At 46.1% G+C, this 25,585-nt stretch carries 23 protein-coding genes; 10 read left to right on the forward strand and 13 right to left on the reverse strand.

The genetic code is table 11. The features are described 5' to 3' along the window. Positions 1-170: 170 nt before the first annotated feature. The 8 genes from MKY16_RS23860 to MKY16_RS23895 form a co-directional block, all read right to left on the reverse strand. Positions 171-2,303: an endo-1,4-beta-xylanase gene (locus MKY16_RS23860; RefSeq protein WP_029518709.1), complete on the reverse strand. Its 2,133-nt coding sequence runs from the start codon at positions 2,301-2,303 to the stop codon at positions 171-173. A gap of 62 nt (positions 2,304-2,365) precedes the next feature. Then, positions 2,366-3,289: a carbohydrate ABC transporter permease gene (locus MKY16_RS23865; protein WP_029518710.1), complete on the reverse strand. Its 924-nt coding sequence runs from the start codon at positions 3,287-3,289 to the stop codon at positions 2,366-2,368. 567 nt (positions 3,290-3,856) lie between these two features. Continuing rightward, the gene (locus MKY16_RS23870) at positions 3,857-4,837 is read right to left on the reverse strand and encodes an ABC transporter permease (RefSeq protein WP_029518711.1); all 981 of its coding nucleotides are present in this window, start codon (positions 4,835-4,837) and stop codon (positions 3,857-3,859) included. 14 nt (positions 4,838-4,851) lie between these two features. Next, positions 4,852-6,519, reverse strand: a complete 1,668-nt coding sequence (locus MKY16_RS23875) for an ABC transporter substrate-binding protein (protein ID WP_029518712.1) — start codon at positions 6,517-6,519, stop codon at positions 4,852-4,854. A 210-nt stretch (positions 6,520-6,729) separates the two neighbouring features. Continuing rightward, a complete protein-coding gene (locus tag MKY16_RS23880; RefSeq protein ID WP_340957318.1) occupies positions 6,730-8,493 on the reverse strand; it encodes a sensor histidine kinase in 1,764 nt (587 codons plus the stop codon). Beyond that, positions 8,490-10,121 carry a response regulator gene (locus tag MKY16_RS23885; RefSeq protein ID WP_340957321.1) on the reverse strand — a complete coding sequence of 544 codons (1,632 nt, stop codon included), beginning with the start codon at positions 10,119-10,121 and terminating at the stop codon, positions 8,490-8,492. Before MKY16_RS23885 ends, MKY16_RS23880 begins: the two co-directional genes overlap by 4 nt. Positions 10,122-10,394: 273 nt before the next feature. Then, the gene (locus tag MKY16_RS23890; protein ID WP_340957324.1) at positions 10,395-11,168 is read right to left on the reverse strand and encodes a class I SAM-dependent methyltransferase; all 774 of its coding nucleotides are present in this window, start codon (positions 11,166-11,168) and stop codon (positions 10,395-10,397) included. A 113-nt stretch (positions 11,169-11,281) separates the two neighbouring features. Continuing rightward, entirely contained in the window at positions 11,282-11,623 is a 342-nt protein-coding gene (locus MKY16_RS23895) for a cupin domain-containing protein (RefSeq protein ID WP_025721355.1), read from the reverse strand. Between the two features lie 347 nt (positions 11,624-11,970). Between MKY16_RS23895 and MKY16_RS23900 the strand changes: the two genes are divergently transcribed. From MKY16_RS23900 to MKY16_RS23915, 4 genes are all read left to right on the forward strand, one after another. Next, entirely contained in the window at positions 11,971-13,206 is a 1,236-nt protein-coding gene (locus MKY16_RS23900) for an FprA family A-type flavoprotein (RefSeq protein ID WP_029518717.1), read from the forward strand. A 36-nt stretch (positions 13,207-13,242) separates the two neighbouring features. Further along, positions 13,243-14,436, forward strand: a complete 1,194-nt coding sequence (locus MKY16_RS23905) for an NAD(P)/FAD-dependent oxidoreductase (protein WP_340957326.1) — start codon at positions 13,243-13,245, stop codon at positions 14,434-14,436. A 2-nt stretch (positions 14,437-14,438) separates the two neighbouring features. Then, positions 14,439-14,609, forward strand: coding sequence for a rubredoxin (gene rd / locus MKY16_RS23910; RefSeq protein ID WP_069012221.1), 171 nt, complete (start codon positions 14,439-14,441; stop codon positions 14,607-14,609). Positions 14,610-14,670: 61 nt separating this feature from the next. Beyond that, a complete protein-coding gene (locus MKY16_RS23915) occupies positions 14,671-15,375 on the forward strand; it encodes a Crp/Fnr family transcriptional regulator (protein ID WP_029518719.1) in 705 nt (234 codons plus the stop codon). A gap of 132 nt (positions 15,376-15,507) precedes the next feature. Here MKY16_RS23915 and MKY16_RS23920 read toward each other — a convergent pair whose 3' ends face one another. The 4 genes from MKY16_RS23920 to MKY16_RS23935 all read right to left on the reverse strand — a co-directional run bounded on the left by MKY16_RS23920 (position 15,508) and on the right by MKY16_RS23935 (position 19,840). Further along, positions 15,508-17,313, reverse strand: coding sequence for a glycosyltransferase 87 family protein (locus MKY16_RS23920; protein WP_340957329.1), 1,806 nt, complete (start codon positions 17,311-17,313; stop codon positions 15,508-15,510). Positions 17,314-17,412: 99 nt separating this feature from the next. Next, positions 17,413-18,123 carry an MBL fold metallo-hydrolase gene (locus MKY16_RS23925; RefSeq protein ID WP_340957332.1) on the reverse strand — a complete coding sequence of 237 codons (711 nt, stop codon included), beginning with the start codon at positions 18,121-18,123 and terminating at the stop codon, positions 17,413-17,415. A gap of 375 nt (positions 18,124-18,498) precedes the next feature. Further along, positions 18,499-19,140 (reverse strand): SDR family oxidoreductase, encoded by a 642-nt coding sequence (locus MKY16_RS23930; protein ID WP_340957335.1) that lies wholly within the window; start codon positions 19,138-19,140, stop codon positions 18,499-18,501. Between the two features lie 100 nt (positions 19,141-19,240). Next, on the reverse strand, positions 19,241-19,840 hold the full coding sequence (locus MKY16_RS23935) for a TetR/AcrR family transcriptional regulator (RefSeq protein ID WP_340957337.1): 600 nt from the start codon (positions 19,838-19,840) through the stop codon (positions 19,241-19,243). Positions 19,841-20,083: 243 nt separating this feature from the next. Here MKY16_RS23935 and MKY16_RS23940 point away from each other — a divergent pair, with 243 nt between their 5' ends. The 6 genes from MKY16_RS23940 (at position 20,084) to MKY16_RS23965 (ending at position 24,816) form a co-directional block, all read left to right on the forward strand. Further along, positions 20,084-20,824 carry an ABC transporter ATP-binding protein gene (locus MKY16_RS23940; RefSeq protein WP_340957339.1) on the forward strand — a complete coding sequence of 247 codons (741 nt, stop codon included), beginning with the start codon at positions 20,084-20,086 and terminating at the stop codon, positions 20,822-20,824. Continuing rightward, positions 20,821-21,582, forward strand: a complete 762-nt coding sequence (locus tag MKY16_RS23945) for an ABC transporter permease (protein WP_340957341.1) — start codon at positions 20,821-20,823, stop codon at positions 21,580-21,582. The genes MKY16_RS23940 and MKY16_RS23945 overlap by 4 nt, the downstream gene beginning before the upstream one ends. 123 nt (positions 21,583-21,705) lie before the next feature. Further along, on the forward strand, positions 21,706-22,053 hold the full coding sequence (locus MKY16_RS23950) for a KGG domain-containing protein (protein ID WP_029518726.1): 348 nt from the start codon (positions 21,706-21,708) through the stop codon (positions 22,051-22,053). 240 nt (positions 22,054-22,293) lie between these two features. Next, positions 22,294-22,590 carry a hypothetical protein gene (locus MKY16_RS23955; RefSeq protein WP_029518727.1) on the forward strand — a complete coding sequence of 99 codons (297 nt, stop codon included), beginning with the start codon at positions 22,294-22,296 and terminating at the stop codon, positions 22,588-22,590. An 89-nt stretch (positions 22,591-22,679) separates the two neighbouring features. Further along, positions 22,680-23,582: an AraC family transcriptional regulator gene (locus tag MKY16_RS23960; RefSeq protein WP_029518728.1), complete on the forward strand. Its 903-nt coding sequence runs from the start codon at positions 22,680-22,682 to the stop codon at positions 23,580-23,582. A 346-nt stretch (positions 23,583-23,928) separates the two neighbouring features. After that, positions 23,929-24,816 (forward strand): copper amine oxidase N-terminal domain-containing protein, encoded by an 888-nt coding sequence (locus MKY16_RS23965; RefSeq protein WP_340957344.1) that lies wholly within the window; start codon positions 23,929-23,931, stop codon positions 24,814-24,816. A gap of 381 nt (positions 24,817-25,197) precedes the next feature. On the opposite strand, the gene MKY16_RS23970 is transcribed toward MKY16_RS23965, so the two are convergent. Further along, positions 25,198-25,392, reverse strand: a complete 195-nt coding sequence (locus tag MKY16_RS23970) for a hypothetical protein (RefSeq protein ID WP_340957347.1) — start codon at positions 25,390-25,392, stop codon at positions 25,198-25,200. Positions 25,393-25,585: the final 193 nt, after the last annotated feature.

Genomic DNA, 25,585 nt, shown 5'->3' on the forward strand with positions numbered 1-25,585 from the left:
CCTTTACGATAACAAAGCAGGCTGTCCTTCACATGTGAAATGTAAAGGACAGCCTGCTTTTATGCTTGTATAAGCGGACGTTCGATACAGCATACATGCCAATCCATACTTCCGTAAAACCGCCATTGCGTTCAGGTGAGATAACAAAGGCCGGCATGTATTCAAACCATTTATTCGTTATTCCCTGCTGGCAACGGCGGGACTTTGGACGAATCAGCAAGTGCCCAATAGGCATATTTGGCCTTTAACTGTTCGTCGAATAATAGCGGCTTATCCAGCCGGGCTATTGGAAACGTGCTGAGCCACGTATTTCCATCATCCGTACCCCAAATCGTCACATTGCTGATATGATCCTGCTGCCTTGAAAACATATCGAACAGCGCCCGATAGCGGTGAGCCTGCCGGATCAGCATAGATTCTGGAATCGTTTCATAGCGATCTGTGTCATTGGAATAAAGACCCATATCCAGCTCGGTAATCTGATTATCCAGACCAAGCGAAGCAAACTTTTCGATGGACTGCTCAATCTCGCTAATAGCGGGAAACTCTAGGCGGATATGCGATTGGTGGCCTACCCCGTCAATCGGTACACCTTTAGCGAGCAGATCACGTACCAAATTGTACAGAAAATCCCGTTTCTTCGGCTCATGCGTGTTGTAATCGTTAATGAATAGTCGTGCGTTCGGGCCCGCCGCTTCCCTCGTGACACGGAATGCTTTTTCAATATAATCCGTACCGGTAATCTGATACCACTTGCTGCGGCGCATGCCATCCGGCTGATCAGGATCAATGACCTCATTCACCACATCCCAATCGGTGATGACATTTTTATACCGCGCTGCAACAGCGCGAATATGCGTCTCCAGCCGATCCAGCAAAAGCTTTTTATTTTCAGCAGTCGGTGTCATCGGCTGTCCATTCTTATCCTTGAACATCCAATCCCCAGTTTGGTTATGCCACACCAAGGTATGGAAGCGAATCTCTAGTCCGTGCTGTCTAGCAAACTGCACAATTTGGTCTGCTTCCTCCCAATGGAACTGTCCCTCGGACGGTTGTAAGGAGATTGGCTTCATCGCATTCCCTGCAACGACGCTGTTAAAATGCTTCTGTACCAACTCTCCGTAAGCCCCTTCGGTCTGAAAAGCTTCAATCGCCGTGCCGATGCTGAACTGTCCCCCATATAATCCATGCAAAGAAGGAATGTCCTTTTCAATAGCCAGTGGTGGTACAAGTGACAGTTCGAAATCATCCATATAAAAGGAAGACGTTCCTTCTGCCGTTTCCAAATACATAGAAACAGTGTCTGCATCATGCGCGAGCGTATACGTACCAGATAAATGCATCCATCCCCCTGTCGTAGTAGCCGTGTCGCCTACAACAGTTTCATACGAACTATTCCCTTGGTGATCACGCTGCACGCTGAGCCTCACCTTGGCAGGCTGCTCACCCGGCGCCAGCTTCACCCAGGCACTGACCGTATATCGGCTGCCCTTTTGCATCGTAGCAGTCACATCCAGCTTCGGTCCGGCATATGTCTTTTGTCTGCCTGTTGTCAGCAGACTGTATGAGCCGCTTCGTGCATCGGCATCCGAAACCTGCACGGTCTCGGCTCCCATACGGGACACCCATCCTTGAGCCGTACCCTCTTCAAACCCGGATACGATACCATGGGCCGGCTCCGTTGGCGTCTTCGATACCTGTGTTATTTCTACCTCATCCACATAGTAGGCCTGCGCGGGATTCGAGCTTTCCACATACAGCTTCAATGCATCCATCCCCCCGGTAAAAGTATATTTCCCCTGAAGTTTAATCCACGATGTATCCGCCGTCTCCGTCTGCGCTACCGTCTTCCATGTCGTAGTCCCGTCTGTCGGCTGCTGCTCCACTGTAAGTTTAACCATGCTCGGAACCGCAGAATGACCATCTAGCTTCACATAGCCACTAATTTCATACTCTACATCCGGCTGCAATAGCGACTTCACATCCAGCTCCGCCCCGTTCCAAGCCGCTGTGCGGGCGGTTGCCTTCAGACTGTGCGTGCCGCCATATGCTGCTTCCGTGACGGATGCAATTTGGGTATAAGTTCCCCGGGGTTTCCAGCCGTCGCTGTTTCCTTGCTCAAATCCATACGTTCCAATGGTCTTATGGATATTACCCGCTGACAGCACCGTATCCGAAACGGGCGGGGAATGTTCTATAGACGGAGCTGCCTTTAGTACAGACGCCCCCCACCAACCGACAGGCGATAACAACAGCGCTCCAGCCAGTACCAGACAAAAAGGCTTAACCCAACATGACCGCAAAGCAATCCCTCCCGTACTCCGATTTTTTGGAATTGGTATTTGGCACCATTGGTTTTCATTTACTATCCTTTGACACCGCCCAAGGTCATACCCTTCACAAAGTATTTTTGCAAAAAGGGATAAACTAAAATAATAGGCACTGAAGCGACAATCGTCATCGTGGCCCGAATTGAGGTAGGCGTGACCGACTTCGCTAGATTTTCCGAACCAGCGAATTGGCTCGCATAGTCCTGAGTGTTAACAGACGTGTTGGAATTTTGCAGTATTTTCATCAACTCATATTGAAGAGTGCTCCATTGTTCATATGACGAATTGTACAAAAACACATCGAACCAGGAATTCCATTGCGCGACTGCTGTAAACAGCGACACCGTCGCTAGCACGGGAACACACAGCGGTAAAACGATGCGCATAAAAGTGGAAAACTCCCCAGCCCCGTCAATACGCGCCGACTCCAAAATCCCTTCCGGCAATCCCTCAATAAAGGAGCGAATAACAATCACATTAAACACCCCAATCAATCCCGGCACAACATACACCCAGAAAGTCCCCAGCATCCCAAGCTCACGAATCAGGAGAAAGTTCGGAATCAGTCCACCGCTAAAATACATCGTTAAAATAAAAGCAATCGAAACAAATTTACGCAGCACATATTCCGGCCGGCTGATCGTGTACGCCACCATCGCGCAGCAAAACACCGAAGTCACCGTGCCCGCAACCGTACGTAATACAGAAATCAGCGTAGCATGAAAAATCGTCGCTTCCTTGAACACAAATTCATAATTACTCCACGTGAATTCACGTGGCCACAAATAAATCCCGCCCCGTATCGAATCATTCGCTTCATTCAACGAAACCGCCAGTGTATTCAAGAACGGATACAGCGTGAACACCATCAGGCAGAGCATAAACAGAATATTGCACGCATCAAAAATCCGATCCGAGGGGGCCCGAAATCGCCCGTGTACGGCCTTTCCTTTACCCATGACTTCCGCTCCTTTCTAAAAAATAGCTTAAGCACCCAGGCATGTAATCCATACGATGGGTAGGATCATTGATATTGGAGCCGTTGTTGGTGCTGTGATATGAGTTGTAGTTTGTGTCAATTATTTTCTTAATGTCAGTTGTTATTAGAAAAGTTATTTTTCAAGCAGTTAATGAGGTCAGCGAAGCGGCCTGTTAAAAATCCACTGACCTGCACCCGTAGTATGGATGAGCTCGCACCTTCTGTTATCACCACCACTAGCAGTCCTAAAAACAAGCGAAAGCGAAGCTGAGCCAACCATCATGGCGCATTTACCCATGGAAGCGCGAGTCACGCGCCTTCCCTAAGCTCCCCCCTTGCCACTACCCTCAGTTCTCAAAAAAGTGACTTTACGGCGGGTAGCAGCGGAGCGGGCGGAATTGTTCTGAAGAAGCGGAGCGTTCGCCTTTATCCCCGGATTTTAACCTATAATCTTTATTCCAATAAGAAAATACGGGGATAACAGCGATCGGAAGAACAATCCGCATGCGAAGCGACAACGAGCCCTCCCCAGAAACTCACTCTTTTTTTAGAACAATCTCTCCTCCCCTAACCGCTTCGCAATATGATTGGCGCTAAACAGTAAGATGAAGCTGACCACCGTTTTGAACATCCCGGCAGCAATGGAAAGCGAGAAATTACCCATCTGGATACCATATTTCAGCACAAAAATATCCAGATTCTCCGAGTAATCCACGTTCATACCGTTGCCCAGTAAGTATTGCGGCTCAAAGCCGGATTCCAGCAGATTGCCGATGTTCATAATGAGCAGGATGATAAATACAGGCTTCAATCCGGGTAATGTCACATGCCAAATCCGCTGAAAACGCCCTGCTCCATCCATCTCAGCCGCTTCATACTGCGAGGGATCAATCATCGTCATCGCGGCCAAATAAATGATGGTATTCCAGCCGACATTTTTCCATACCTCCGATGCACCGAGAATGCCCCAGAAATAGCTTCCTTCGCCCAGCCACAGAATAGGCTCCTTAATCAATCCCAGCCACATCAGCACCTCATTGATGATGCCGCCATCCGCAGATAGCGCCGTACTAATGATGCTGGCCGCGACCACCCACGAAATAAAATGCGGTAGATAGCTGATCGTCTGTACCACCCGCTTAAATACGAGCTGACGAAGCTCATTCAGCAAAATTGCTAGTGTTATAGCGGTGACAAAGCCCAACACCAAATTAATAAAGCTCATCGCCAGCGTATTGCGCATGACCCGCAGAAAGTGTTCATCCTGAAACAGAAAATGGAAATGCTTTAATCCAACCCATTGCTGATCGAGCAACTTGCGGGCAGGCTTAAAATCCTGAAAGGCAATCGTCCAGCCCCAGATGGGCAAATACTTGAAGATGAACAGCCAGATTAAAAAAGGGACGGACATCCATACTAGTGCCCGTTGCTGATTCAGCTTGTGCATAAATCCCCTAAAGCCGGTTCGCCGCGAGGGCGGAAAATGATCCGGGGAGATCGTGACAGGTGGTGGTGACGAGTGGCCCATAGCTGCTTCCTCCTTTATTTTTTACCGGGATTTTCGATTTTTTTGGCAACCTCCTTCGTGATCAACTCCTCATACGCCTTTACATCCAGCTTGTTGAATTCAGTAGTGTATTCATTCCAAATCGCATCAAACTGTTCCGGTGCAGACAGCACCAAACGCGGGAAATATTTGCGCTGTAGGTCCCCCTTCTTTTGCTGGAAGAGCTGCGCAGTTGAGCCTTGAGCAATCGGAATACTCCAGGCCGGATACCATGGGCGCTCGTCAGGTGCGGAAAACATTTGCGAGAAGGACTCTACACCATAGACTTTTAGTAGCTTTTTATCTCCCTCGGTGTAGGACATACGCGCAACCTCAGGCTGCCGTCCGGGGCCAACCGAGTTACCGTCAGGCAGGGTAGAACCGCTACCGTATCGCGGCCAACTATATTCAAAATATTTGAACCCGAATGATTCGCGGAACGCGTCCTGACCAGTCTGCTTAATTTGCTCCTCAGTCCGGTAAAAGCGTCCTTTTTTATCTACATCATAGGTTTCCCCCTTGATTCCCCAGTTGGATAATATCTGGTTTTCGTCCGTCAGCAGGTTGTCAAAAAATTTGATGATACGTACCGGGTCCTTGGCACTGACCGTAATTCCTATGCCTCGGTTATTAACGAATGACGACGGATCAATGTACTGATCCTTTATATTCTGGTCGTATACAATAGGCAGCCCTATATACTCCATATCATCATTGCCCGATTGCTTGGCAGCCTCTTGCAGATTATTCAGGGCCTGCCCCGCCTGCCAGCGGTAGTCAAAAAAGCCCAGCACCTTACCCGAAGTCAGCTTCGCCAAATATTGATCGTAATTGTCCACAAAGGACGATTTATCAAATAGGCCCTCTACATTGAGCTGATTTAGCTCTTTCAGATACCGCTTTGTGATTTCCATATCTCCATAATCCGTGGCCCGGTGTGTCTTCATATCAATAATCGTGCCGCCATCATTCGGATAGCCTGCCAGATGCATCGGCGCGTTCGTAAGAGCATAAAACCTATCCTGCGTGGTTAACGCCAGGTACCCAGTCAAGCCCTCATCTGCATGTTTTTTCGCATAGTTACGAATCAGGGCTAAATACTCGTCAAGTGTTTTGATTTTTGGAAATCCCGCTTCTTTTAATACCCTGCGTTGCACCCAAAAGGCTCCTTGCTCCAAGTTAGGCGCAGGTAAATAATCGCCTACCACCGCACTGAGCGGAAGAAAATAAATGTTCCCATCCTCCGCCTTCATCAAGTTGTAGTACGGTCCATATACACGCTTAATATTCGGTCCGTATTTGTCGATCAAATCATTCAGGGGAATAAAAGCCCCGGCATCCAGCAGCTTATCGATCGTGCCATCCGGTACTATCACATCCGGGAAATCGTTACTGGCAATAAATGTACCGATCTTCGTATTGGAATCACCCACCAAATGCTCCAGCTTCCAGTTTACCCCCGTCTGATCCTCCAGGATCTTGCCGATCCGCGTTTCATTGGTATTAATGTCCCTGCCCGCAGTGGCATTAAAATACGTGAATGTGACTTTCTCCTTGCTATCTCCTGACGCTGGCTCCTTGCCCGAGCTCCCTGAGCAAGCAGTGATCATAGATGCCATCATAACCATTACCAGACCGATGATTCCGAACCTTTTGCTTGTCATGCCAGACCTTCCCCTTTCGCCCTCTTTTGTCGATTGTGTGTGAATATCGTGCGGACGTACCGCAAGCACTGGGAATCCCGCACACCCTAAATTGTAAGCACTTTCATTTTATAAAATGCCGTCCATTTCGTTCACCTGCCAATCTAAAGGTGTTACTTAGGAAACTATAGGTAAAGGTCCTTCAAAGCAAAATAGGTACCGCTCTCCACCTCACTCCCGATCCGCAGGAATCCTAATTCGTATCTCCGTACCCACGCCGGGGGCACTGCGTATGGCAAGCTCAAAGCGGCTCCCGTAGTAAAGTTTAAGACGATAGATGACATTTTGCAGACCTATACGCTCACCCATTTCTTCCTGCCTTTGCATGTAACCATATAAACGTTGTACCTGTTCCTCAGACATGCCCACCCCATCATCTCGAACCGTTAGAATCAGTTGTCCTTCCTCATGCTCAAAATGAATCTCAATGCGTCCCCCATGCTTTAGCGGCTCAATGCCGTGGATACTTGCATTTTCAACCAGTGTCAGCGCGACCATTTTGGGAAGCAGATTGTCCAAGTCTTCAGAGCGCGCCTGCACTTCGTACTGTATTCGCTCACCAAAGCGATATTGCTGGATTTCCAGAAAACAACGGATCAGCTCCAGCTCCTCCCGCAAAGTAACCCGATCCTTGTTCCACACCAGCGAATTGCGGAATATCCGTGCCATGTTATGAATAATGTGCGCTGTCTCATCCTCATGCTTCATCAAGCTCCTCATGCGAATCGTCTCCAGCGCATTGAACAGGAAATGGGGGTTGATCTGGCTGTGAAGTGCATTCAACTGGGCATGTCTGCGCTGAATTTCCAGATTTTTTCGTTGAATATCAGCCATATACACATCGTTAATCAGTCGCTTTATTTTCAGCGTCATCCGGTTAAACTCACCTGTTAATTGCCCGATTTCATCTCGCGACTCTGTACCGGGAATCAGCTCAAAATGCTGGTTTTTCACCTTTTTCATGTGCTTTAAAATACGATGAATCCTCACGTTCAGCGAACGTGTAATCCAGATAATAATTAATGTAGGTAACAGCATATTTACACAGGTTAACAAGAGCACAAAGTTGCGGGATTCCTGCATTTCATACAGCATTTCATCTCTGGATACCGCTGCCACAATGCTCCAGCCGTTCAGATTGCTCGTAAGCACATAATTCGTCTTGAACTCCATCGTGTCCTCGGGCAGCTTGAGGGTGCTATAGGCCACACTTTTGTGGTTTATAGCAACTTTGGGATCCGTTGTATATTCGATTTCCCCTCGTTCGTTCAGCAGAAAGAGACTTCCCTGCAAATTCAGGTTGTTGAAAATCTCACGAATGGACGACATTCGCAGTTCTATTTTTAGTATTTTTTCACGACCATTTTGGGAATAAAAGTAGTTCATCCGCCGAATCAGGCTGAAAGGGTGCAGCTGTTCGCCTGTACTGTCATCGGTACGTACAAATATAGGCTTGGACTGGCGCCCAGACGGGATTTTGGTATACCAGGGCAAGCTTCTGACCCTCTCATCTATAAAGCTGACTCCCCCGGAATCCAGCAGCGTTGAATTATCGGTGTAGATCGTAATTCCACCTACGGAATGGTATACAGGACTGTAATTATTGTTCAAGATACGACGTAAATAAGAGTCATAGGCAGCAATATAATCAGCAGGGTGGGGATATGTTTGTTCCAATACCTCATTGAGCTGATGATCGGTATAAAAGATAGACGAGATTTCCATCGCATCTTCAAATTCACGGTAAAATTCAATTTTAATCTGTTCCAGTGCACGCGAAATATCCTGAATACGCTGTTCTTTCACATTTTGTGAGGTAACATGGTAAAAAACCAGATTGGTCAACACTACAGGCGCGAAAACACACAGAAAATAAAGCAGCAGCATTTTATCCCGCAATCGCACATGATCAAGATTCGTCCTCAGCATCTTCATTCGCCGGCCCTCTCTGACTCGTCGCCAATACTCAGGCTGTTGCGGTATTCACTAGGCGTGGCGTGCGCCGTCTTTTCAAACTGGGTAACAAAATAGTCTGAACTGCCAAAGCCCACGCGCTCCGCAATTTCATAAATCCGCAGATCCGTCTGCCGCAACAAACGTTTTGCCTCCTGAACGCGCAATTTCAGCAAAAATTCGTTAAAGTACACACCATACGTTTTTCTGAACAATTGACCGAGGTACACCGGGTTCATGTAAAAGCGAGCCGCAATACTTTTCAGGCTTATATTCTCGGCGGCATGCTGCTCAATGTAAGCACGGATGTGCTGGATGCCTCCCTGCTGACAATCCTTGCGCAGAACCCCAATATACCTTCCACTTTCCTCTGCAAAAGCTGTAAACAATCGCTGTAGTTCACCCAGGGACAGGTTCATGTCCTGCCAGTTCATCATCGGTTCTAGTGACCGAAGTGAGCGCTCATCTCCCTGCATGTTTTGAATGACCCGAACGATACTAAGTACGCATTGATGCAAACTCATTTTCACAGCCTCAGGTGCATAACACTCCTCCCGAAAGCTGCTAAATAAATAATCCACGGCCACACGCAGCTCCTCCAACCGCAGTTCCTCGACTTGTTCCGTCATGCGATCCAGTACGTCCTGATGTATGGTCTTATAGTGGAGTGGTGGCATTCCCTCCTGTAGATATACAACAATACCGCTATGGTCATAAATGTATTTATGGAGCACTGCTTCCTTCGCACAGGCATAGGACTGCTGGATATCCTGCAACCGATTCACAGGCTTTCCTGCATAAATGAAAACCCGACTTCCCAGCTGGCCTTTTAGTGACTTCATCCCCTCTATCTCCTGTTGTAGCGCTTTCATATAGACTTCGACCTTGCCTTCAAAATAGTTCAAAAAGAAGTCCGGTACGATAAGACCAATCCGATTGCGATGCTCATGGACATAGAGAGGGTACTTGCCATCCATTAAACGATGAAGTGCTTGCTCTATAAGCTCCCTGAATTGGAAAAGCGATAGCATAATATTATTGTCACCAGAGCGCCAGGGATGTTGGTCATTCAGCTCGACGAGTACATAGTACATAGAAGTGGCCTCCTCAAGCCGTAGCTGCTGCTCCCACTGTGTCACCACTACATCATCCACTGGGTTCATCATCACAGTCTCTAACAACCCACCTGCATGGTGATTCTGATATCGTTGCGCATTCTGTTGTTCACGATGCAGTCTCTCACTCAGCTTGCGCAATGTAGCCGAAAAGTCACCCTCATCAATCGGCTTAAGCATAAAATCATGAACCCCATAGCGGATTGCCTGCTGCGCATAAGCGAAATCACTATAGCCGCTTAAGATAATAAACGCGGGATGTTCTGTACTCTGTTCGAGCACAGATCGAATCAGCTCTAATCCGTCGAGCACAGGCATACGAATATCGGTAATGACCAGGTCCGGGTGAATACGGCTGATTAGCTCCAGCGCATCCTCACCGTTATCAGCTTCTCCTACGATTTCAAAACCACAGGCTTGCCAATCCATGAGTTGAAGCAGCCCTTTACGAGTAAAGGTTTCATCATCTACCACAATGGCTCGATGCAGCTTCATAACACGCTTCCTCCTTTTGATGTACGCCTATTTTATTATTTTAGTTAACTATTCCAACGATCTTAGTCACTATGATAATGTAAAAACATCAGGGATTGGAAATTTTCACCACACCTATGATATGACAAATAGAGGGGTGCAAAGCATGCGCACACCAGCAGCCAAGCCAAGCAGCAAATATATAAAAAGGAGACGAATCCCTGAATGGGGGTTCGTCTCCTTTTTTTGCTATTGCGTAAAAGGCTTTATTATTCTCTTATTCGTGAATTCAGGCTATCGCTCAGCGATGATACTGACCGCTTGCAGATGGTCGGCGTACTTTACAAACTGCTTGCGCATACCCATAACCCTTGTCCGGGCAGCATGGTTACGCATAAGGTTAAAGGTGATTTTTCCAAGTCTCAACCAGCCCTCGTCCTGAATGATACGTGGCAGATGCAATAAGTGCATAGGAACCGTATAGATTTTAACGACCTTAAAGCCTTCCTCTTTCAGCAACTGTTCCCACTCTGACACCGTCAACGGTGTCGCGTTAACTCGCATGGCTACAGCCAAGTCCTTGTAAATTTGCTTTCTGAGCGCAGGCTCAATATGGCTAGGAGCAAGGCACATCTCATGGATAGCAAACTTCCCGCCTACTTTCAAAAGCCGCCTGGCTTCCGAAATAATCTGCGCTTTCTTGGCCCTTGTGTGCATCGTCAGCATGGCTTCCCCATATACCACCGTCGCAGAGGCATCCGGCAACGGAACCTGTTCAGCATCGGCAATAATGACCTCCCGGTTTGCTCCGCTTGCATACGTTTTTACGATAGAAGCCGCCTTCTCATTCTGTTCAATCGCAATATAACGGCGGGGATTAAGCCGCAGTGTGATTTGGGCAGTTATACCCAATCCGGGGGCAAACTCAATAACCTCATCCTGCCCGGTTACGTCAAGTCCCTCTATCATCCAACGTGTCGTTTTTAACCCTCCGGGCCTAAGCACGCGCTTACCGAGACTTGCTAATACCCAGTGCCCTGGCACCTGATTGTAATCTACTGTCTGCATTGGCCATTAACACCTCTTCTCAAAATTTGATAATGATATTCATTATCAATACGAGTGTAAAAAAAATAACCATTTTCTTTTTTTATATGAGCATGTTGCTGCTGTATCTTCTTTTATATGTTCTGCGCATAGCTTTCACTTGGCGTTTGGGTCAACACTACATGCAGACTGGAATTCGCCTCTGCACCGCCACGATAGGAGAAGTGCTCATCGCCCGTAACATGAATGATATCCCCTTGGACAACTTCCGTTGCTTCGCCGTTCACAGTTACAGTACCGCTGCCTTCAAGAACAAGCAAATATACATTCGCTCCCGGGTGATTATGTGTTGGCAGCTCGGCATTAGGAGTAAAGTTGAGAATAAAAATTACATTGTCGGCTTCCTTATGCACAATTCGTTTTGTAAAGGCTGCTTCCTTATATTCCTGAAATTGAATGAGGTTTGATTTTTTCATATTGGTTCACGCTCCTGTTTGGAATTAAATTGCTTAAGATGGATTTATACCTTTATTGTATTGGATTATTTCGCTCGCCTTGTGATTGCAATCACAAAACTAAATTTAAGGAGGATTTTGCAAAAATCCAATAAGCGACTTTCAATGAACAAAATATATAGATCGAAATGGTCTAGTTCGTCTATATATTGTACTTTGGGGCGACTGGAATCGAATTTTGCAAAATCCTAAAGTCAAAAATACTTTTGAAATATTTAAAAATTTGATTTCAATCATCTTTTTCATCGACACATCCAACTAGAATCGAATTGTGTTAGACAAACAAAAACAAGCAGGAGGTTGTTCCTATGAAACCAGGATTCCAACTGGCAAAGGATATTTATTGGGTAGGAAAAATTGATAATCGTGAGGTTCCCTTTCATCGTCTTCTACTATCTAAGGGCACAACCTATAATGCATATCTATTGAAAACCGGAAAACCGACCATTGTAGATACCGTAGATATGGCGTTCGGTAGAGAATTTGCAGAGGCTGTTGCCGAATTGATCGATCCATTGGATATTCAATATATTATCGTCAATCACACGGAACCAGATCACTCGGGTGGATTGGCGGCACTCGCCTCCAAGGCAACAAACGCTACGATCGTCTGCACTGAGATTGCCGTTCCGGAAATTCAACAAATGTACAAGCTTCAGCATCGCAACTTCCTCGTCATCAAGGATGGAGATCAACTGGACATTGGAGGCAAAACGCTGCTGTTCAAAGAAACACCTTACCTGCATACGGAAGAAACCATGATTACGTACTGCATAGAAGATAAAATCTTGTTCCCTTGCGATATTTTCAGTACACACGTGGCTGTAGAGCATCTATTTGCCGACGAGGCTGGTTTTGATATCACCGAGGACTTTGTCGGATACTATCAGGCTATTATTCATCCACATCGCAGATATGTGCGCACATTAATCGAAGCTGTTGCCGATCTGGATATTGAGATGATTGCACCTTCCCACGGCTTCGCCATCCGGCATGATATTGCCAAGTTTATTGATGTGTACGCCTCTATGAGTACCGAAACCAAGGAGGATAAAAAAGTAGCGATTGTTTATGCCACCCTAAAAAATAACACTAAAAAAATGGCAAACATTCTGAAAGACTGCTTTTTGGAGAACCAAATCAAGGTGGAGCTATGGGACGTGGATAAAGCCGATGAAACGGAGATATTGAATAGTATTGCCTCAGCGGATGCTGTTTTTGTCGGTAGCTCTACCAAATATGCTGATATGACAGGCAAATTGGAAGACCTATTGCAACAAATGCAAAAGATGAATCTGGAAGGCAAGCTGGCTGCTGCCTTTGGTTCCTACGGCTGGAGCGGGGAAGCCATTGAAGTCGTACAAGATTACTTGAACGGTACCAATATGAAGGTCCAAAGCACTTCAGATGTAATCAAATCAACAGGTATGACCCATGTGGAATTCCCGGTACGTATTCGTTTCTCTCCTACAGATGTTGAAAAAGTGAAAAAAATTAAAAATGCCGCTGAATTTGTCTCAGATCTACTGCTTAGTGTTATTTAAAACACAGTAGCATATAGCGAATAGGAGAGATACTGAATGGGTAACCCACATTACGTTATTATCGGAGGCAGTGTCGCCGCCGTCAACGCAGCAAAAGCAATTAGAGATCATGATGAGCTGGCTGAAATATCTATTTACGGAGAGGAAGCATCCTTTCCATATAACAGAGTCAAACTTTCCAAGGGACTATTTACTGATTTGCACAGTGACAAAATCCTGATCAAAAAGGAAAAATGGTTTGCCAATCAACGAATTCATGTGTATTCCGGTATCAAGATAACCGAGATACATCCTGAGGATCGTACTATCCAAACCATAAATGGACAAACCGTTGCTTATGACAAGCTGCTACTGTGTACAGGAGCTCACAACCGTAAGCTTGTGCTAGAGGGGGCTTCTCTAAGGAATGTTCACAATATCCGTTTTCGACAAGATGCAGATAGCCTTAAAGCGGAATTGCGACAGGGAGACCGGATATGCATCATCGGCGGTGGTATTCAAGGCGTGGAAACCGCCTGGTCCTTCCAGCAAGCAGGGTATTCTGTAACCATACTGGAAGCCTCGCATCGGCTTATGCCCCGCCAGCTAGATGAAAAGGCCTCCACTATTTTGACCGATCGTATGACCGATCGGGGTACTCAGGTACACCTTGGACAAGGCGTACAACGTATTAAAGGCACAGATCACGTAGAAGGTGTGGAACTACAGGACGGCTCTGTTATCCCCTGCGAGCATGTCGTGTACTCTATCGGAATTGTACCTAATACGGAGCTTGCTCGCCAAATCGGCCTTGATATTGGACAAGGCATTCTGGTGAATGCGCAGATGGAGACCAGCTCCGCCAATATCTATGCAGCAGGTGATGCAGCCGAATTTCAGGGTAGAGTAGATGGGTTGTGGGAAAGCGCAATGGAGCAGGGAAAAATAGCAGGCGCCAATATGGCTGGCGCATCCGTCAGCTATCAGCGTCCCCTCCCTGTAACCCTGTCGAACTGCTACGAATCCCCTCTCTTTTCCATCGGTCTAGTAGATGAACAAGTCTGCGACACCAGCCTGATTACTAAAAATCAAGCTTCTTATACACGTATGTTCATACAAGACGGCTCTATCTGCGGCGTGATTGGCTTTGGGGATGCTCTTGCTTCACTACCCTACAAAACAGCTATCATGCAGGGACTCAAACCGGACGCACCAGAGCTTACAAAAATTTTGAATGACAAGGAGAACTAAAGATGAAAAAATATGTATGTCAACCCTGTGGATATATTTATGATCCTGCAATCGGCGACCCCGATGAAGACGTAATGCCAGGTACAGCGTTTGAGGATCTCCCAGAGGACTGGGTTTGTCCGGTCTGCGGTGAGGATCAAAGCCATTTTTCTCCAATAGATGATACAGAATAACAACCATGCGCTATAACCTGTAGTTTCCGGTTTATGAATGGAGTGAATGAATGTGAATGAGATGTCCTGCCCCTGCCAGTGCGAAAAGGAGCCCTGTGCCCGCAAAGTACCTATCTTTTCCTCTTTGTCCTGCGAAGATTTGTGTAAGGTCAGCTCCATGATCCGACACCGAAAATATCAGAAGGGTGAGGCCCTAATTATCGAGGAACAAGCATCCGATACGCTGTACATTATTAAAAGCGGGCATGTCAAGCTGCTGAAGATGACGCCTCAGGGTAAGGAGCAAATCCTGCACATTCTAACAACTGGCGATTTTTTTGGCGAGTTGAACATATTTAACAGCGATGAGCTGAGTAACTTTAGTGCGTATGCCTTAAAAGATACTGATATTTGTATGCTCACCAAGGATGATATGGAGCAGTTGATCCGCAACAATCCCGATATCTCTTTGAAGCTGCTCAAAACCATTACTAAACGCTTGGCACATACCGAAAATCTGGCTCAAAGCCTAGCTACCAAAGACCCGGAAATCCGTATCGCCTATATGATTCTTGAGCTTGGACATAAATACGGCAAGCCGGATGGCTCCAATATTAAAATAAATCTCCCCCTTTCACGCGAAGAAATGGCTAATTATGTGGGTGTCACCCGCGAAACCATCAGCCGTAAATTTGGAAAATTTGAACAGCTGGGGATTATTCATAGCAAGGGTACACGAGAGATTACCATCTGCGATGTACAAAAACTGAACGAATATATGGATTGAGACACATAGATACAATGTTACTCTAACATGAGGACAACAAAAAAACCGCTTCTTTAACTTATGGATTGCAGTTGATCTATCAACCACTTCCATTTCGTTAAAAGGCGGTTTTTTACCGTATTTTATACTCCACTAACGATCAATTGTCGTGTTCACGCCTTGGGAAGACGCTCCCCATGCAGGCCGCGCTGAAGGAAGTTCTGGCGAAACTCCGTCTGTGGAAGGAGCAGTCTCAATCGTGGTCGATTGGGAGCAATCCCACACTACTTTGACCAAATACCCAAACAACAACACATTCAACAATGATGTCACACACAAAATAATACCGTATTGATCCCGAGAATTGGAGCTATAGAAGATATCAAAGGTATTCAGGAAAATCGTAAGACTGAATCCACCTGCAAGCCATAAAAATCTGCGGTCTCGCAAATACAGATACGCCAGTACAGCTAACGCCGCCGCAGGGAACAAATACCTTTCATGCATGCTGGAAGCGAAGGTAAATACACCTGCAATGAGTACCAGTGCAGCTGCCGCTGCAAATTGTGGTTTGCGACTACGGATATACATCCACCACGTGAACAGAGTCACCAGCACAATGCAGATCATACCCCATGTATGGTAACTAAACAGGAACAGCGTTGTAGTGTCCTGCGTATAATTGCCTCCGATCAGTGCAAAAAAGTTATACGCGTTCACCGAAGCATACGGATACTCGCCGACCGTTCCCTTGTATAGGTCAAGTAGCCATAACGGTTCCTGCCCCCACGAAAATGGCAATATAACCAGAATGGTCGTCACAACGGCACCGCCAATGGACAACAGCCAAGGTTGTATTTTGCGTTGTCTCAGCAGCTCGAAAAACAAAACTGGCCCATAAATAATTCCCTGCGGCTTCATCAATACCGCTACCGTAAACAATACGGCTGACCAGCCGACCCGGTTTTCCACAAGCAGCACAATCATGGCCATAATCAGCATAGTAAAAAATGAATCTACCTGTCCCCAAAAGGTTGAATTAATAAATACCGCTGGGTTAAACACATAGAATATAGCCAATCCAAGGCTTATTCCATAGCCGACCCGTTTGCTCGCCAACCGGTACAGCATGTACGCTGTCACAATATCGGCTAATATATTCGGAAGTCGCAGCAGCACAGACATATAGGGACTGAAAGCATCCGTAGAGCCGATTTGACCGATCACATATAAAATATAAATATAGAACGGCGGATAATCACTTGATCCGTTCGTGTAAAAGCCCGATAAGCTATCCGCTGCTGTCGTAGCCCAGTTCCGGAATAGCATTAAATCCATGTGACCCGAAATCCATGGGGCGATCGCCATTCTTAAAAAGAAACCCACACCCAGCACAGTCCACAGCATCAGTCCTCGATTACGTTCCCCGAGCTTCCATACACGAGCCCGAAACCGGTACGCGATAAACACGAACGCACCGAAGAACAAAGCGGCGAAAATCGCCAGCGGAGTAGCATAAGCAAATGAAGAATTCCCACTTCTTCCACCACTCATACCACCGCCAGGACCGCCCATGCCAGATCCGTTACCAGACATGCCTCCGGGGCCTCTGTGCTGACCGTCTCTGGCGGCACCACTGCTGTCCGATGCAGACGTATCCGTTCCAGCCATTGTACCTTGGTCACCCGATGTTGATGTCCCCTCAGTGGAGAAGTCGGTAGTTTGGCCTGTCGTCCCCTGGTCCTTGCTGTCAGCGCTATTCACCGAATCCAGCCCCCTCATACCTCCGCCAGGTCCGCCTCCTCCCCCAAACCCGCCGGATGGGCCCTGTCTAACAGCCGCAGACTGGGACGCGGAGCTACCTGAATAACTCCATAACGAAACGACACTAACGACAGCACACAATATGAGACTAAATAGAAGTATATATTTCAGACCGTTCGCTTTCCAAACGTTCAAATCCGATGCACCTCTCTCTGTTTCTATTTTCCCATATTGTATCTGCCTTAGCTTAGGACTTTGTGAGTTCTGGCTGAATGTTGGCTGAATACGGAATCATCACACTGAAGATTGTCGTTCCATCTCCATAATCGCCCTTTCCAGCTGAGATTGTGGATGCTTCAGCATGTTGCCGTGACCGACAGCTAATAAAGATGGATCGAAACTCGCCAGCTTTTTGGCGCTTTTCAGCGAAATTTCCTTGTTCCAGGTAGCCAGTGCCGGAAAAGGAAACAGCGGTTTAAGCCTTCCCGATACCGCTATACCTCCTCGGGTCTGAATGGCGTCGCCTGCAATTAACGCTCGGGTACGAGTATCCAAAAATGCCATCGAACCCGGCGTATGTCCTGGTGCGCTGATCGCCAACAGCGAACCTACATGATCCCCATCCTCCAGTAAAACGTCAGGCTGGGTAAGGATATGCTTCGGTACATCGCCCCGAATTGGAGTATCCGGTTCCCCTGCCTCCAACGATACATCGCCCTGTAGCAGCGGTGCGTCCCGCCTTGAAATGAATACTTGCGCGTCAGGATACCTTGCCTTCAGCTTATCCAACGCACCCACATGATCCCCATGGGCATGGGTAAGTACAATTCGAATAATCGGCTGCCCGATCCGCGCCGCAGCCTGCTCTATACCACGGGTACTGTATGGCAATCCGGCATCTACTAAGGTGAGCCCCTCTTTCTCCTCCACCAAATAACAGTTCACCGGGAACAGCCGGGGCATAAACGTCAATTGATACAGATGCTGTACCTGAACAATACGCATTTCAGCTCATCTCCTTGTCTTCATCACAAACTAATTATATTAGTATTATAATTAATATAATTAGTTTTAAGCAACTGTTTTTGCTGCTATTCAGCCGGAGTTGGAGCTTGGGACTACTACGGGGACGATCACACTGAGAAAAACAGCAAAAAAGCATCCCCGGAACTCTGCCTCCGTGGATGCCTCTCAAAGCAAAAATTAGTCTTAGATACGAATCTTCCTGCACGCTCCCTTTGCCCAGTCTTGGGAATGGTGATATCGAGATGTCAGGAGATCCAGATATCATTGCAGAAACTTGGTACAACTTATACGAGAAAAAAGACAGCTTTGAAGAAACATTCCCAAAAGAAATGGATCCAACAACTTCATCCGTAATTACAGCCGGATTGCCTCAGCAATAGGCGTACTGCCAGACACCAGATTAATTGAACGATGATACGTCTGCTGTTCCTCCAGCACTGCTATGACCACTGCCGCCACATCTTCACGGGAAATGGTGTGGCTGGTGAAATCCTCACCGGTAGCAACTTTGCCGGTGCCCACATCATCCGTCAGGCCACCCGGACGAAGAATCGTGTAGTCCAGGTTGCTCGCTTCTAACAGGCGGTCAGCGTAATGCTTCGCCACATAATACGGTTTAATGGATTCGGGCCACCGCTCCCGTTTCTCCGCATGTAGGGCGCTGACCATAACGAAGCGTTGGATACCTGCTTGTTCGGCGGCTTCCATCGCCTTGACCGCTCCATCCAAGTCGATGAGCAGCGTTTTATCCGCTCCTGTTTTTCCACCGGAGCCTGCCGTGAATACGATAGCATCGCTGCCTTTTATAGCTGCGGCAATTTCACCAACCGTCCCTTCGAGGTCAGCTACCACTGTTTCTGCTCCCAAACGTTCAAGCGCTTCGGCCTGATCCGAATGGCGGATCAACGCCTTTACACGATGCGATTTATTTTGCCCCAGTAGACGAACAAGATGTCTGCCTACTTTTCCATTTGCGCCAATCACCAGTACGTTCACTCATATCCCTCCTGTATTCAGAGTCTCTCATCTACATTATACAGATGTATTTTACCCTTCGGGTCTGCGACGCAACCATGTTAGCTGCATCAGGTTGAAATCAGACTTCTTTGGTCAGCTCACCATCTCGCTTTTGCTGCACACGCAGACCTGCCAAAAAGGTAGCCATGATCACCTCAATGCTCCGGTCCACCTCGACAGGCAAACCAAACCCGCCCTTTTGTTCAAGCGAGGCAAATCCATGAAGCAGGCTACGGAATCCCCTCGCTGCATGAATGCAATCTTCTTCCTTGAAGCCGTAACCACTGGACAGGACGGTAATGACCAGCTCGGCCACGCGATCCGCAGCCTGCCTCATTTCGGTATCATTTCGATCAGTTGCATACAGCATCGCTTCATACAAACCGGGTCGCTCGCGAGCATACCGCATATACGCCTTCCCCATAGCGGTTAGCGCATCTGCGCCCGCTCTACCAACTGCTGCGCTCATCAAAGCTTCCTCCAACTGTTCGAGACTGTGCAATGCCAGTACTTGGCGCAGTCCATTCAATCCGTCCACGTGGTTATACAAAGACGGAGGGCGAATGTGCAACTTTTGCGCCAGCGTGGTGAGCGTGACATCCCACATCCCTTGTTCATTGGCAATGTCCTCGGCAGCCCGCAGAATATCTTGCAGCTTTACTCCGTTTCTAGGCGACATCATCCTGTCTCCTTTCATCGAATTTCTATGTAATTCGGTTCCTTATACATGTACAGAATCGATCCAGATTCTATTTTAACTAATCCTGTTAGTTTATACAAAGAAAATGCCGTTTACCGCAGCCAACCTGCATCGAATCTTTACAGAAGAGCATAGCAGTCATTACTGATATAATAAAAAAATAAGATCATAGAACGGATCTGATCCCTTCCTCGATCCCCTACAAAGGAGCTAGCTATATCTATGGAACCCAAACCACTTCCAGCTATTGAATTTAACCACATCATCAAATATTTCACCGGGTCTGGACAACAACGTGCGGTTCTGAACGGGATTACCGCAAAAGTTTCCCCCGGCAAAATCACCACGTTGGTCGGTCCATCGGGGTCTGGTAAAAGCACGTTGCTTTCACTGTGTAACCTCCTAATGACACCGGATGAAGGGGAAATCCGTGTCCTCGGCAAACCTATATCGGAGTGGGAGATCCCTGAACTGAGACGGAAAGTCGCATTGGTTTTTCAGGATGCCCCCATGCTTCAGGGAACTGTCCTGTACAATCTCCAAACCGTAGAACGGCTGCACGGTACAGTGCTGGGTGATCCTGCCAGCCTGTTGGAACGCGTAGGGCTCACCCGCGACCTGTTGGAACAGAAGGCGCAGGAACTGTCTGGCGGACAAAGACAACGCTTGGCCTTGGCGCGGACGCTTGCGAACCGCCCGGATATTTTACTGCTGGATGAGATTACTTCTGCACTGGACCCTGCCTCGGTCAAAGAGGTTGAGGAACTGCTGCTACAAATGAACAAAGAAGAGGGAACAACGATGATTTGGATTACGCATCACATGGAACAAGCCCGCAGAGTAGGCCACGAAACATGGCTAATGATCGACGGAAGACTGATAGAACAAGCGGATACGGAGACGTTTTTTAATGCTCCGCAGCATAGTGAGACCCGCAAGTTTGTAGCAGGAGAATGGGTATGACGATTGTTGCTTTGATTCTCTCTCTTGGTTTTGTATTTATCGCCATTGTCATGTCCAAATCCTTCAAACTCGGTCTGGACCGAGACATGATCATCGCCACGATCAGAGCGTCGGTTCAACTGCTGGCGATTGGATATGTATTGCATTTGATTTTTGGGTTGCAAAGCTACGGGTTTATCGTATTATTCATTCTGCTCATGATTACCGTAGCCTCACAAAATGTTGCGCGCAAAGGACGATTTATCCCCGGTCTCATGTGGAAGTCATTCCTGACTTTGCTGTGTGTGGAAATCGTTACACAGACATTCCTCATTGGCCTGCATATTATTCCGGCGACAGCCCGATATATGATTCCGATTAGCGGTATGATCATTGGCAGCTCCATGATTTTGTCCAGTCTGCTGGTATCCCGGCTCAAGTCGGAAGTCCTGCTGCGCAAGCCTGAAATCATGCTCATTCTGGCACTAGGCGGCACGCCTAGACAAGCCATCTTCCCTATACTCAAGGATTGCATACGTTCCAGTATGATTCCAACCATTGAGGGGCAGAAAACGCTGGGGCTTGTCCAGCTTCCCGGCATGATGACCGGACAAATCATCGCAGGTGCCAATCCGATTGCCGCTGTGCGTTTGCAATTGCTCATCGTATTTACCACCATGACCTCTGCTATTTTGACCAGCGTGCTACTCAGCCTGTTCATTTATCCGGCATTATTTAACCGCCAGCAACAACTGCACCCCGAAGCATGGGAACGCTAATCAGGTGAATATCCCCAGTTATCTGCTATTTGGCAAAATAAAAGGGACATGTTTAATTCCTGACACAAAGGTTAATAGATACACGTACCCGCTTTACTAAAATTCGATGAGGAGTGATTGAACATGGCTAACAACAACCAAAATGGCAAAATGAGTCGCGAAGAAGCAGGACGTCTAGGTGGAGAAGCTACTGCTAAAAATCACGACAAAGAATTTTACCAAGAGATTGGCGAAAAAGGTGGCGAGGCCACTTCCAAAAATCATGGCAAGGACTTCTACCAGGAAATTGGTGAAAAAGGCGGCGAAGCCACTTCCAAAAACCATGACAAGGAATTCTATCAGGAAATCGGACGCAAGGGCGGCGAAGCCCGTGGCAATTCAGACCAAAGTGATAGCGACGGGAAAATGAGTAGGGAAGAAGCAGGCCGCAAAGGCGGCGAGGCTCGCGCACGCCAACGTAAAAATAATTGACAATAAAGCTATGCCGTCGGTGCAATCCTATGAAGAGGCACAGACTGCGTATAAACACAAAGTAAGTTGACGTTTATGTTATAAAAGCCTATCTGCCGGAAGAATGGCAGATAGGCTTTTTGTGTAAAAGTTACTTTCAACATCGGATCATACACCTTACAATATACATAAACAGGATAAATAACCAATCATACATATTTTATTACAAATGAAAGAATGGATTATGGGAGGTTGGTGCGAATGTTGATTACAAAAAATAAAACGGCTGCAACTATTTTAAAAATTATATTTTTTTCACTAATTTTCAGCTGGATTTATTATTATTCAGGTCATCACTCGACAGAAATCGCTAAGCTAGTTAAAACTACAGATGATTACTTGGTCATACAGAGAGATACTTTTAACGGAGGTGGATATAAAGAATTATATATTTCCTCAAAGTCCGCGATCCCTCCTCTGGTTATAGGCAAACAATATTATTTCGTGTCTGATCAAAGGTACTTTCAACACCCATATATCCGCTATGTAGAGGAGTAAAGCAGAACAAGAGAAAAAAACACATGCAACTCAAGTCAAATATTCCTGCATTCCGGCTGTTAAGATGGAGTCGAAAGGAGGGAACGCTCGTGTATGAATGGAACGAAATGGTTCAGCTTATGATCGATTGGATTGATAATAATCTTACTTCAGCACCTTCGTTGTTGAGAATGTCCAATCAGTTAGGCTACTCCCCTTACTACTGTACAAAACAGTTTCATTCCCTTACAGGAATAACGTTAAGGGATTATGTGTGGATGCGCCGGATTAGCCGTGCCGCGCTAGAACTCCGAGATGGCAATGTCCGCATCCTCGATGTTGCAATAAAGTATGGGTTTTCTTCACAGGAGGCTTTTACACGGGCATTTGTAAAAGCATTCGAGGTAACTCCGGCTGTATACCAGAAGGAGCCCCGACCTATTCCGTTAGCCATTCGCGTTGAGGTGTTCTCTCCTTATCATTACCATTTGAAGGAGCGGGATAAGATGGTTAAGGATCATTTGCAAGAAGCTGAAGTCAAAATCGAGCATATACCAGCACACAAATTTATTGGAATCTGGGATACCTCTTCTCGAAACTACGGTGATTTCTGGAGAAACGGTCACAATTGTGATGAAATTTGCGGAACATTGGAAAGCATGTCTCATCTCAAGCTTCCCGAACAATTGGGCCAAACTGCGGGCTGGTTCTATCAGGATGGTCAGAAGGGATATCTCTATGGAATACCGGTTGCCGCTGACTACGCCGGAGAGATTCCCGCAGGAATGAGGTGCCGGGACATCCCCGAATCAGATTACCTGGTGTTTTTCCACCCACCCTTCAATTATTTAAAAAACAATGGAGACGTTATGAGAATGGTGGAGGAGAAAGCTTGGAACTTTGACCCTAGCAGCCTGGGGTATGAATGGGATGAGGAAACAAAGCAAGATTATCAGCGGCATTTCCCAGAAGGATACGGATACGCAGTGTTACGTCCAGTAAAAAAAGTGTAGAGAAAAAGAATCCGAAGAAGCCGCTACGATCAGGATGCTGTTCATCGTCTTGCTAAAGTCTGTTGAAAAATAATAACAGTTTATTACTGACGGGTTCCGTTTTGAGGTGCAATACACATCGAATTGACATTGTGGACACAATCCGATGTAAATACAGAATAAACCGATTCACTGAATCATACAGTTGTCGGTTTATTCTTGATCAGCATTTTTATTTTGCAAGTAACTATCAGTGATTTAAATATCGTTCTTTTTAATACATTTTATTAAATAAATTTGGAATAAAAGCTGCTTTCAGCTTTTTTATTCGTCTATAACAACAAATACAATTGTGGAGGTATAGAATATGAGATCTGTCTCAAAAATAGCTTGCATATCTATTTTAGGTCTTACTTTAGGTGCGGGAGCAGCACAAGCTTCTTCGACACATATTATCGTTAATAATTCAATTGTATCCTCTGATGAAACTTACCAATCTCATGGGATTACCATGGTCCCATTAAACGCTGTTCAAAGTTTACCTGGTGTATCCATCACATGGAATAATAGCACCAAGACAGTCACAATAGATCGTAACGGTGAAAAAACACTATTAAAAGTTGGGCAGAAAAGTGCAACGCTTGGTTCAAAAAATATAACCTTGCCTGTTGTCACTACATTGAAAAACGGACGGATTATGGTCCCTCTCCGATTCATTGCTGATTCATCCAATGCGTATGTCTCCTGGAATCCAAAATCTCAGACGGCCTATGTAGCGAAAGCAAACAATGAAATAAAAAACAAATATACTTCGGATAAGCTTAATGTATCCAGAGGAGCAGCAATCAAACTTCCCAAAGTTAGCAATTTAAAAGAATATACACCCAAAGGGTATGAAAATCTGAACACAGACTATTATTTTCCTGAAGGCAAATCAAATTCGTTTTTTATTCAGGAGATGGATGTTATTTCATACTATAAAATCAGCAACGATTGTAGTGTATTAATATGGACAGCACGTTTTGACTCAACCAAAAGGGAGAGCAGTGGTCTATCCTTTTTGCCTTATAAATTAGTGGAACAAGACGGCCAGAAACCTACAATTCAAGGGCGAATAACCCATTTTAATTTCATGGCCGCTGTTGGAGAAATCAGTTACAATCTCATTGACAATACTGGGAAAGAGATAAACCCAGGGCAAAAACCAGTTGATCCAACAAATTTCTTTTTTGATATCCCTGATGAACAAAAATGATCGAATTGACTTTGCATGCGTTCTTTTCCTCTTACATTAATAAAGACCAGAATCTAAGCTGGTACGTGGTAATAAATTGATACAATATTGGTTTGGAGGTATAGGCAATGAAATCTTTTCGTTTTTGGCTAGTCCTAATCTCGTGTCTAGTTATTACTGTAAATATTATGGGGAACGACGACTATAATATGCTATTGGCTATCGTTAGCCCGTTGGTTTGGATGTATGAATCATTTCGATTTGTGCGAGAAGCAGACATCCCCATAGCCATTGTTTACTTCACTACACTAGTTTTCTGGTATCTTATTGGATACGTTTTGGATCGTTTGATTAGAAAATTGAAAAACTAAAATCACTTGAAGTTATCTTCTAAATTGTCGTCTACTTTGTCAGGCTCAAACTCGACCGTTCTGTTTCAAAGCGATAATCATCAGACAGTGAAAGCATCTTATTGTAATCGCGACTCATAGAAGCGTTCATATATTCTGAAAATGTCGAGACAGCAGTCTCCTTGGGCTTATCGGGAAGTTTATAAGGTTCCTTATCCCCTCCAAAACCCGTAACAATTACGGTCAAACCCCCTCCTAGGGCAACCAAGCAAGCCAACTTATTACGCGATACAATCCTCAATAAACAAAACAAAACCCTCTTTGTTGTAAATTTTACTACCTACTTTCAACGTATCTCAACTTAAAAAGATGCTATAAAACGCAGCATAACTTCTTGTAAAACCCCATTCATTTAAATCTAAGGCCATCTCTTCAATATA

The sequence above is a fragment of the Paenibacillus sp. FSL L8-0641 genome (assembly GCF_038006265.1).
In the GTDB taxonomy this organism is placed as follows: domain Bacteria; phylum Bacillota; class Bacilli; order Paenibacillales; family Paenibacillaceae; genus Paenibacillus; species Paenibacillus polymyxa_D.

What these genes read in the sequence shown, in the direction of transcription:
- MKY16_RS23940 (WP_340957339.1), top strand. Translation starts at nt 20,084, where the DNA reads ATGGAACCCAAACCACTTCCAGCTATTGAATTTAACCACATCATCAAA.
- MKY16_RS23955 (WP_029518727.1), top strand. Translation starts at nt 22,294, where the DNA reads ATGTTGATTACAAAAAATAAAACGGCTGCAACTATTTTAAAAATTATA.
- MKY16_RS23895 (WP_025721355.1), bottom strand. Translation starts at nt 11,623, where the DNA reads ATGAAAAAATCAAACCTCATTCAATTTCAGGAATATAAGGAAGCAGCC.
- MKY16_RS23870 (WP_029518711.1), bottom strand. Translation starts at nt 4,837, where the DNA reads ATGGGCCACTCGTCACCACCACCTGTCACGATCTCCCCGGATCATTTT.
- MKY16_RS23865 (WP_029518710.1), bottom strand. Translation starts at nt 3,289, where the DNA reads ATGGGTAAAGGAAAGGCCGTACACGGGCGATTTCGGGCCCCCTCGGAT.
- MKY16_RS23915 (WP_029518719.1), top strand. Translation starts at nt 14,671, where the DNA reads ATGTCCTGCCCCTGCCAGTGCGAAAAGGAGCCCTGTGCCCGCAAAGTA.
- MKY16_RS23945 (WP_340957341.1), top strand. Translation starts at nt 20,821, where the DNA reads ATGACGATTGTTGCTTTGATTCTCTCTCTTGGTTTTGTATTTATCGCC.
- MKY16_RS23925 (WP_340957332.1), bottom strand. Translation starts at nt 18,123, where the DNA reads ATGCGTATTGTTCAGGTACAGCATCTGTATCAATTGACGTTTATGCCC.
- MKY16_RS23880 (WP_340957318.1), bottom strand. Translation starts at nt 8,493, where the DNA reads ATGAAGATGCTGAGGACGAATCTTGATCATGTGCGATTGCGGGATAAA.
- MKY16_RS23950 (WP_029518726.1), top strand. Translation starts at nt 21,706, where the DNA reads ATGGCTAACAACAACCAAAATGGCAAAATGAGTCGCGAAGAAGCAGGA.
- MKY16_RS23875 (WP_029518712.1), bottom strand. Translation starts at nt 6,519, where the DNA reads ATGACAAGCAAAAGGTTCGGAATCATCGGTCTGGTAATGGTTATGATG.
- MKY16_RS23890 (WP_340957324.1), bottom strand. Translation starts at nt 11,168, where the DNA reads ATGCAGACAGTAGATTACAATCAGGTGCCAGGGCACTGGGTATTAGCA.
- MKY16_RS23885 (WP_340957321.1), bottom strand. Translation starts at nt 10,121, where the DNA reads ATGAAGCTGCATCGAGCCATTGTGGTAGATGATGAAACCTTTACTCGT.
- MKY16_RS23965 (WP_340957344.1), top strand. Translation starts at nt 23,929, where the DNA reads ATGAGATCTGTCTCAAAAATAGCTTGCATATCTATTTTAGGTCTTACT.
- rd (WP_069012221.1), top strand. Translation starts at nt 14,439, where the DNA reads ATGAAAAAATATGTATGTCAACCCTGTGGATATATTTATGATCCTGCA.
- MKY16_RS23935 (WP_340957337.1), bottom strand. Translation starts at nt 19,840, where the DNA reads ATGTCGCCTAGAAACGGAGTAAAGCTGCAAGATATTCTGCGGGCTGCC.
- MKY16_RS23905 (WP_340957326.1), top strand. Translation starts at nt 13,243, where the DNA reads ATGGGTAACCCACATTACGTTATTATCGGAGGCAGTGTCGCCGCCGTC.
- MKY16_RS23900 (WP_029518717.1), top strand. Translation starts at nt 11,971, where the DNA reads ATGAAACCAGGATTCCAACTGGCAAAGGATATTTATTGGGTAGGAAAA.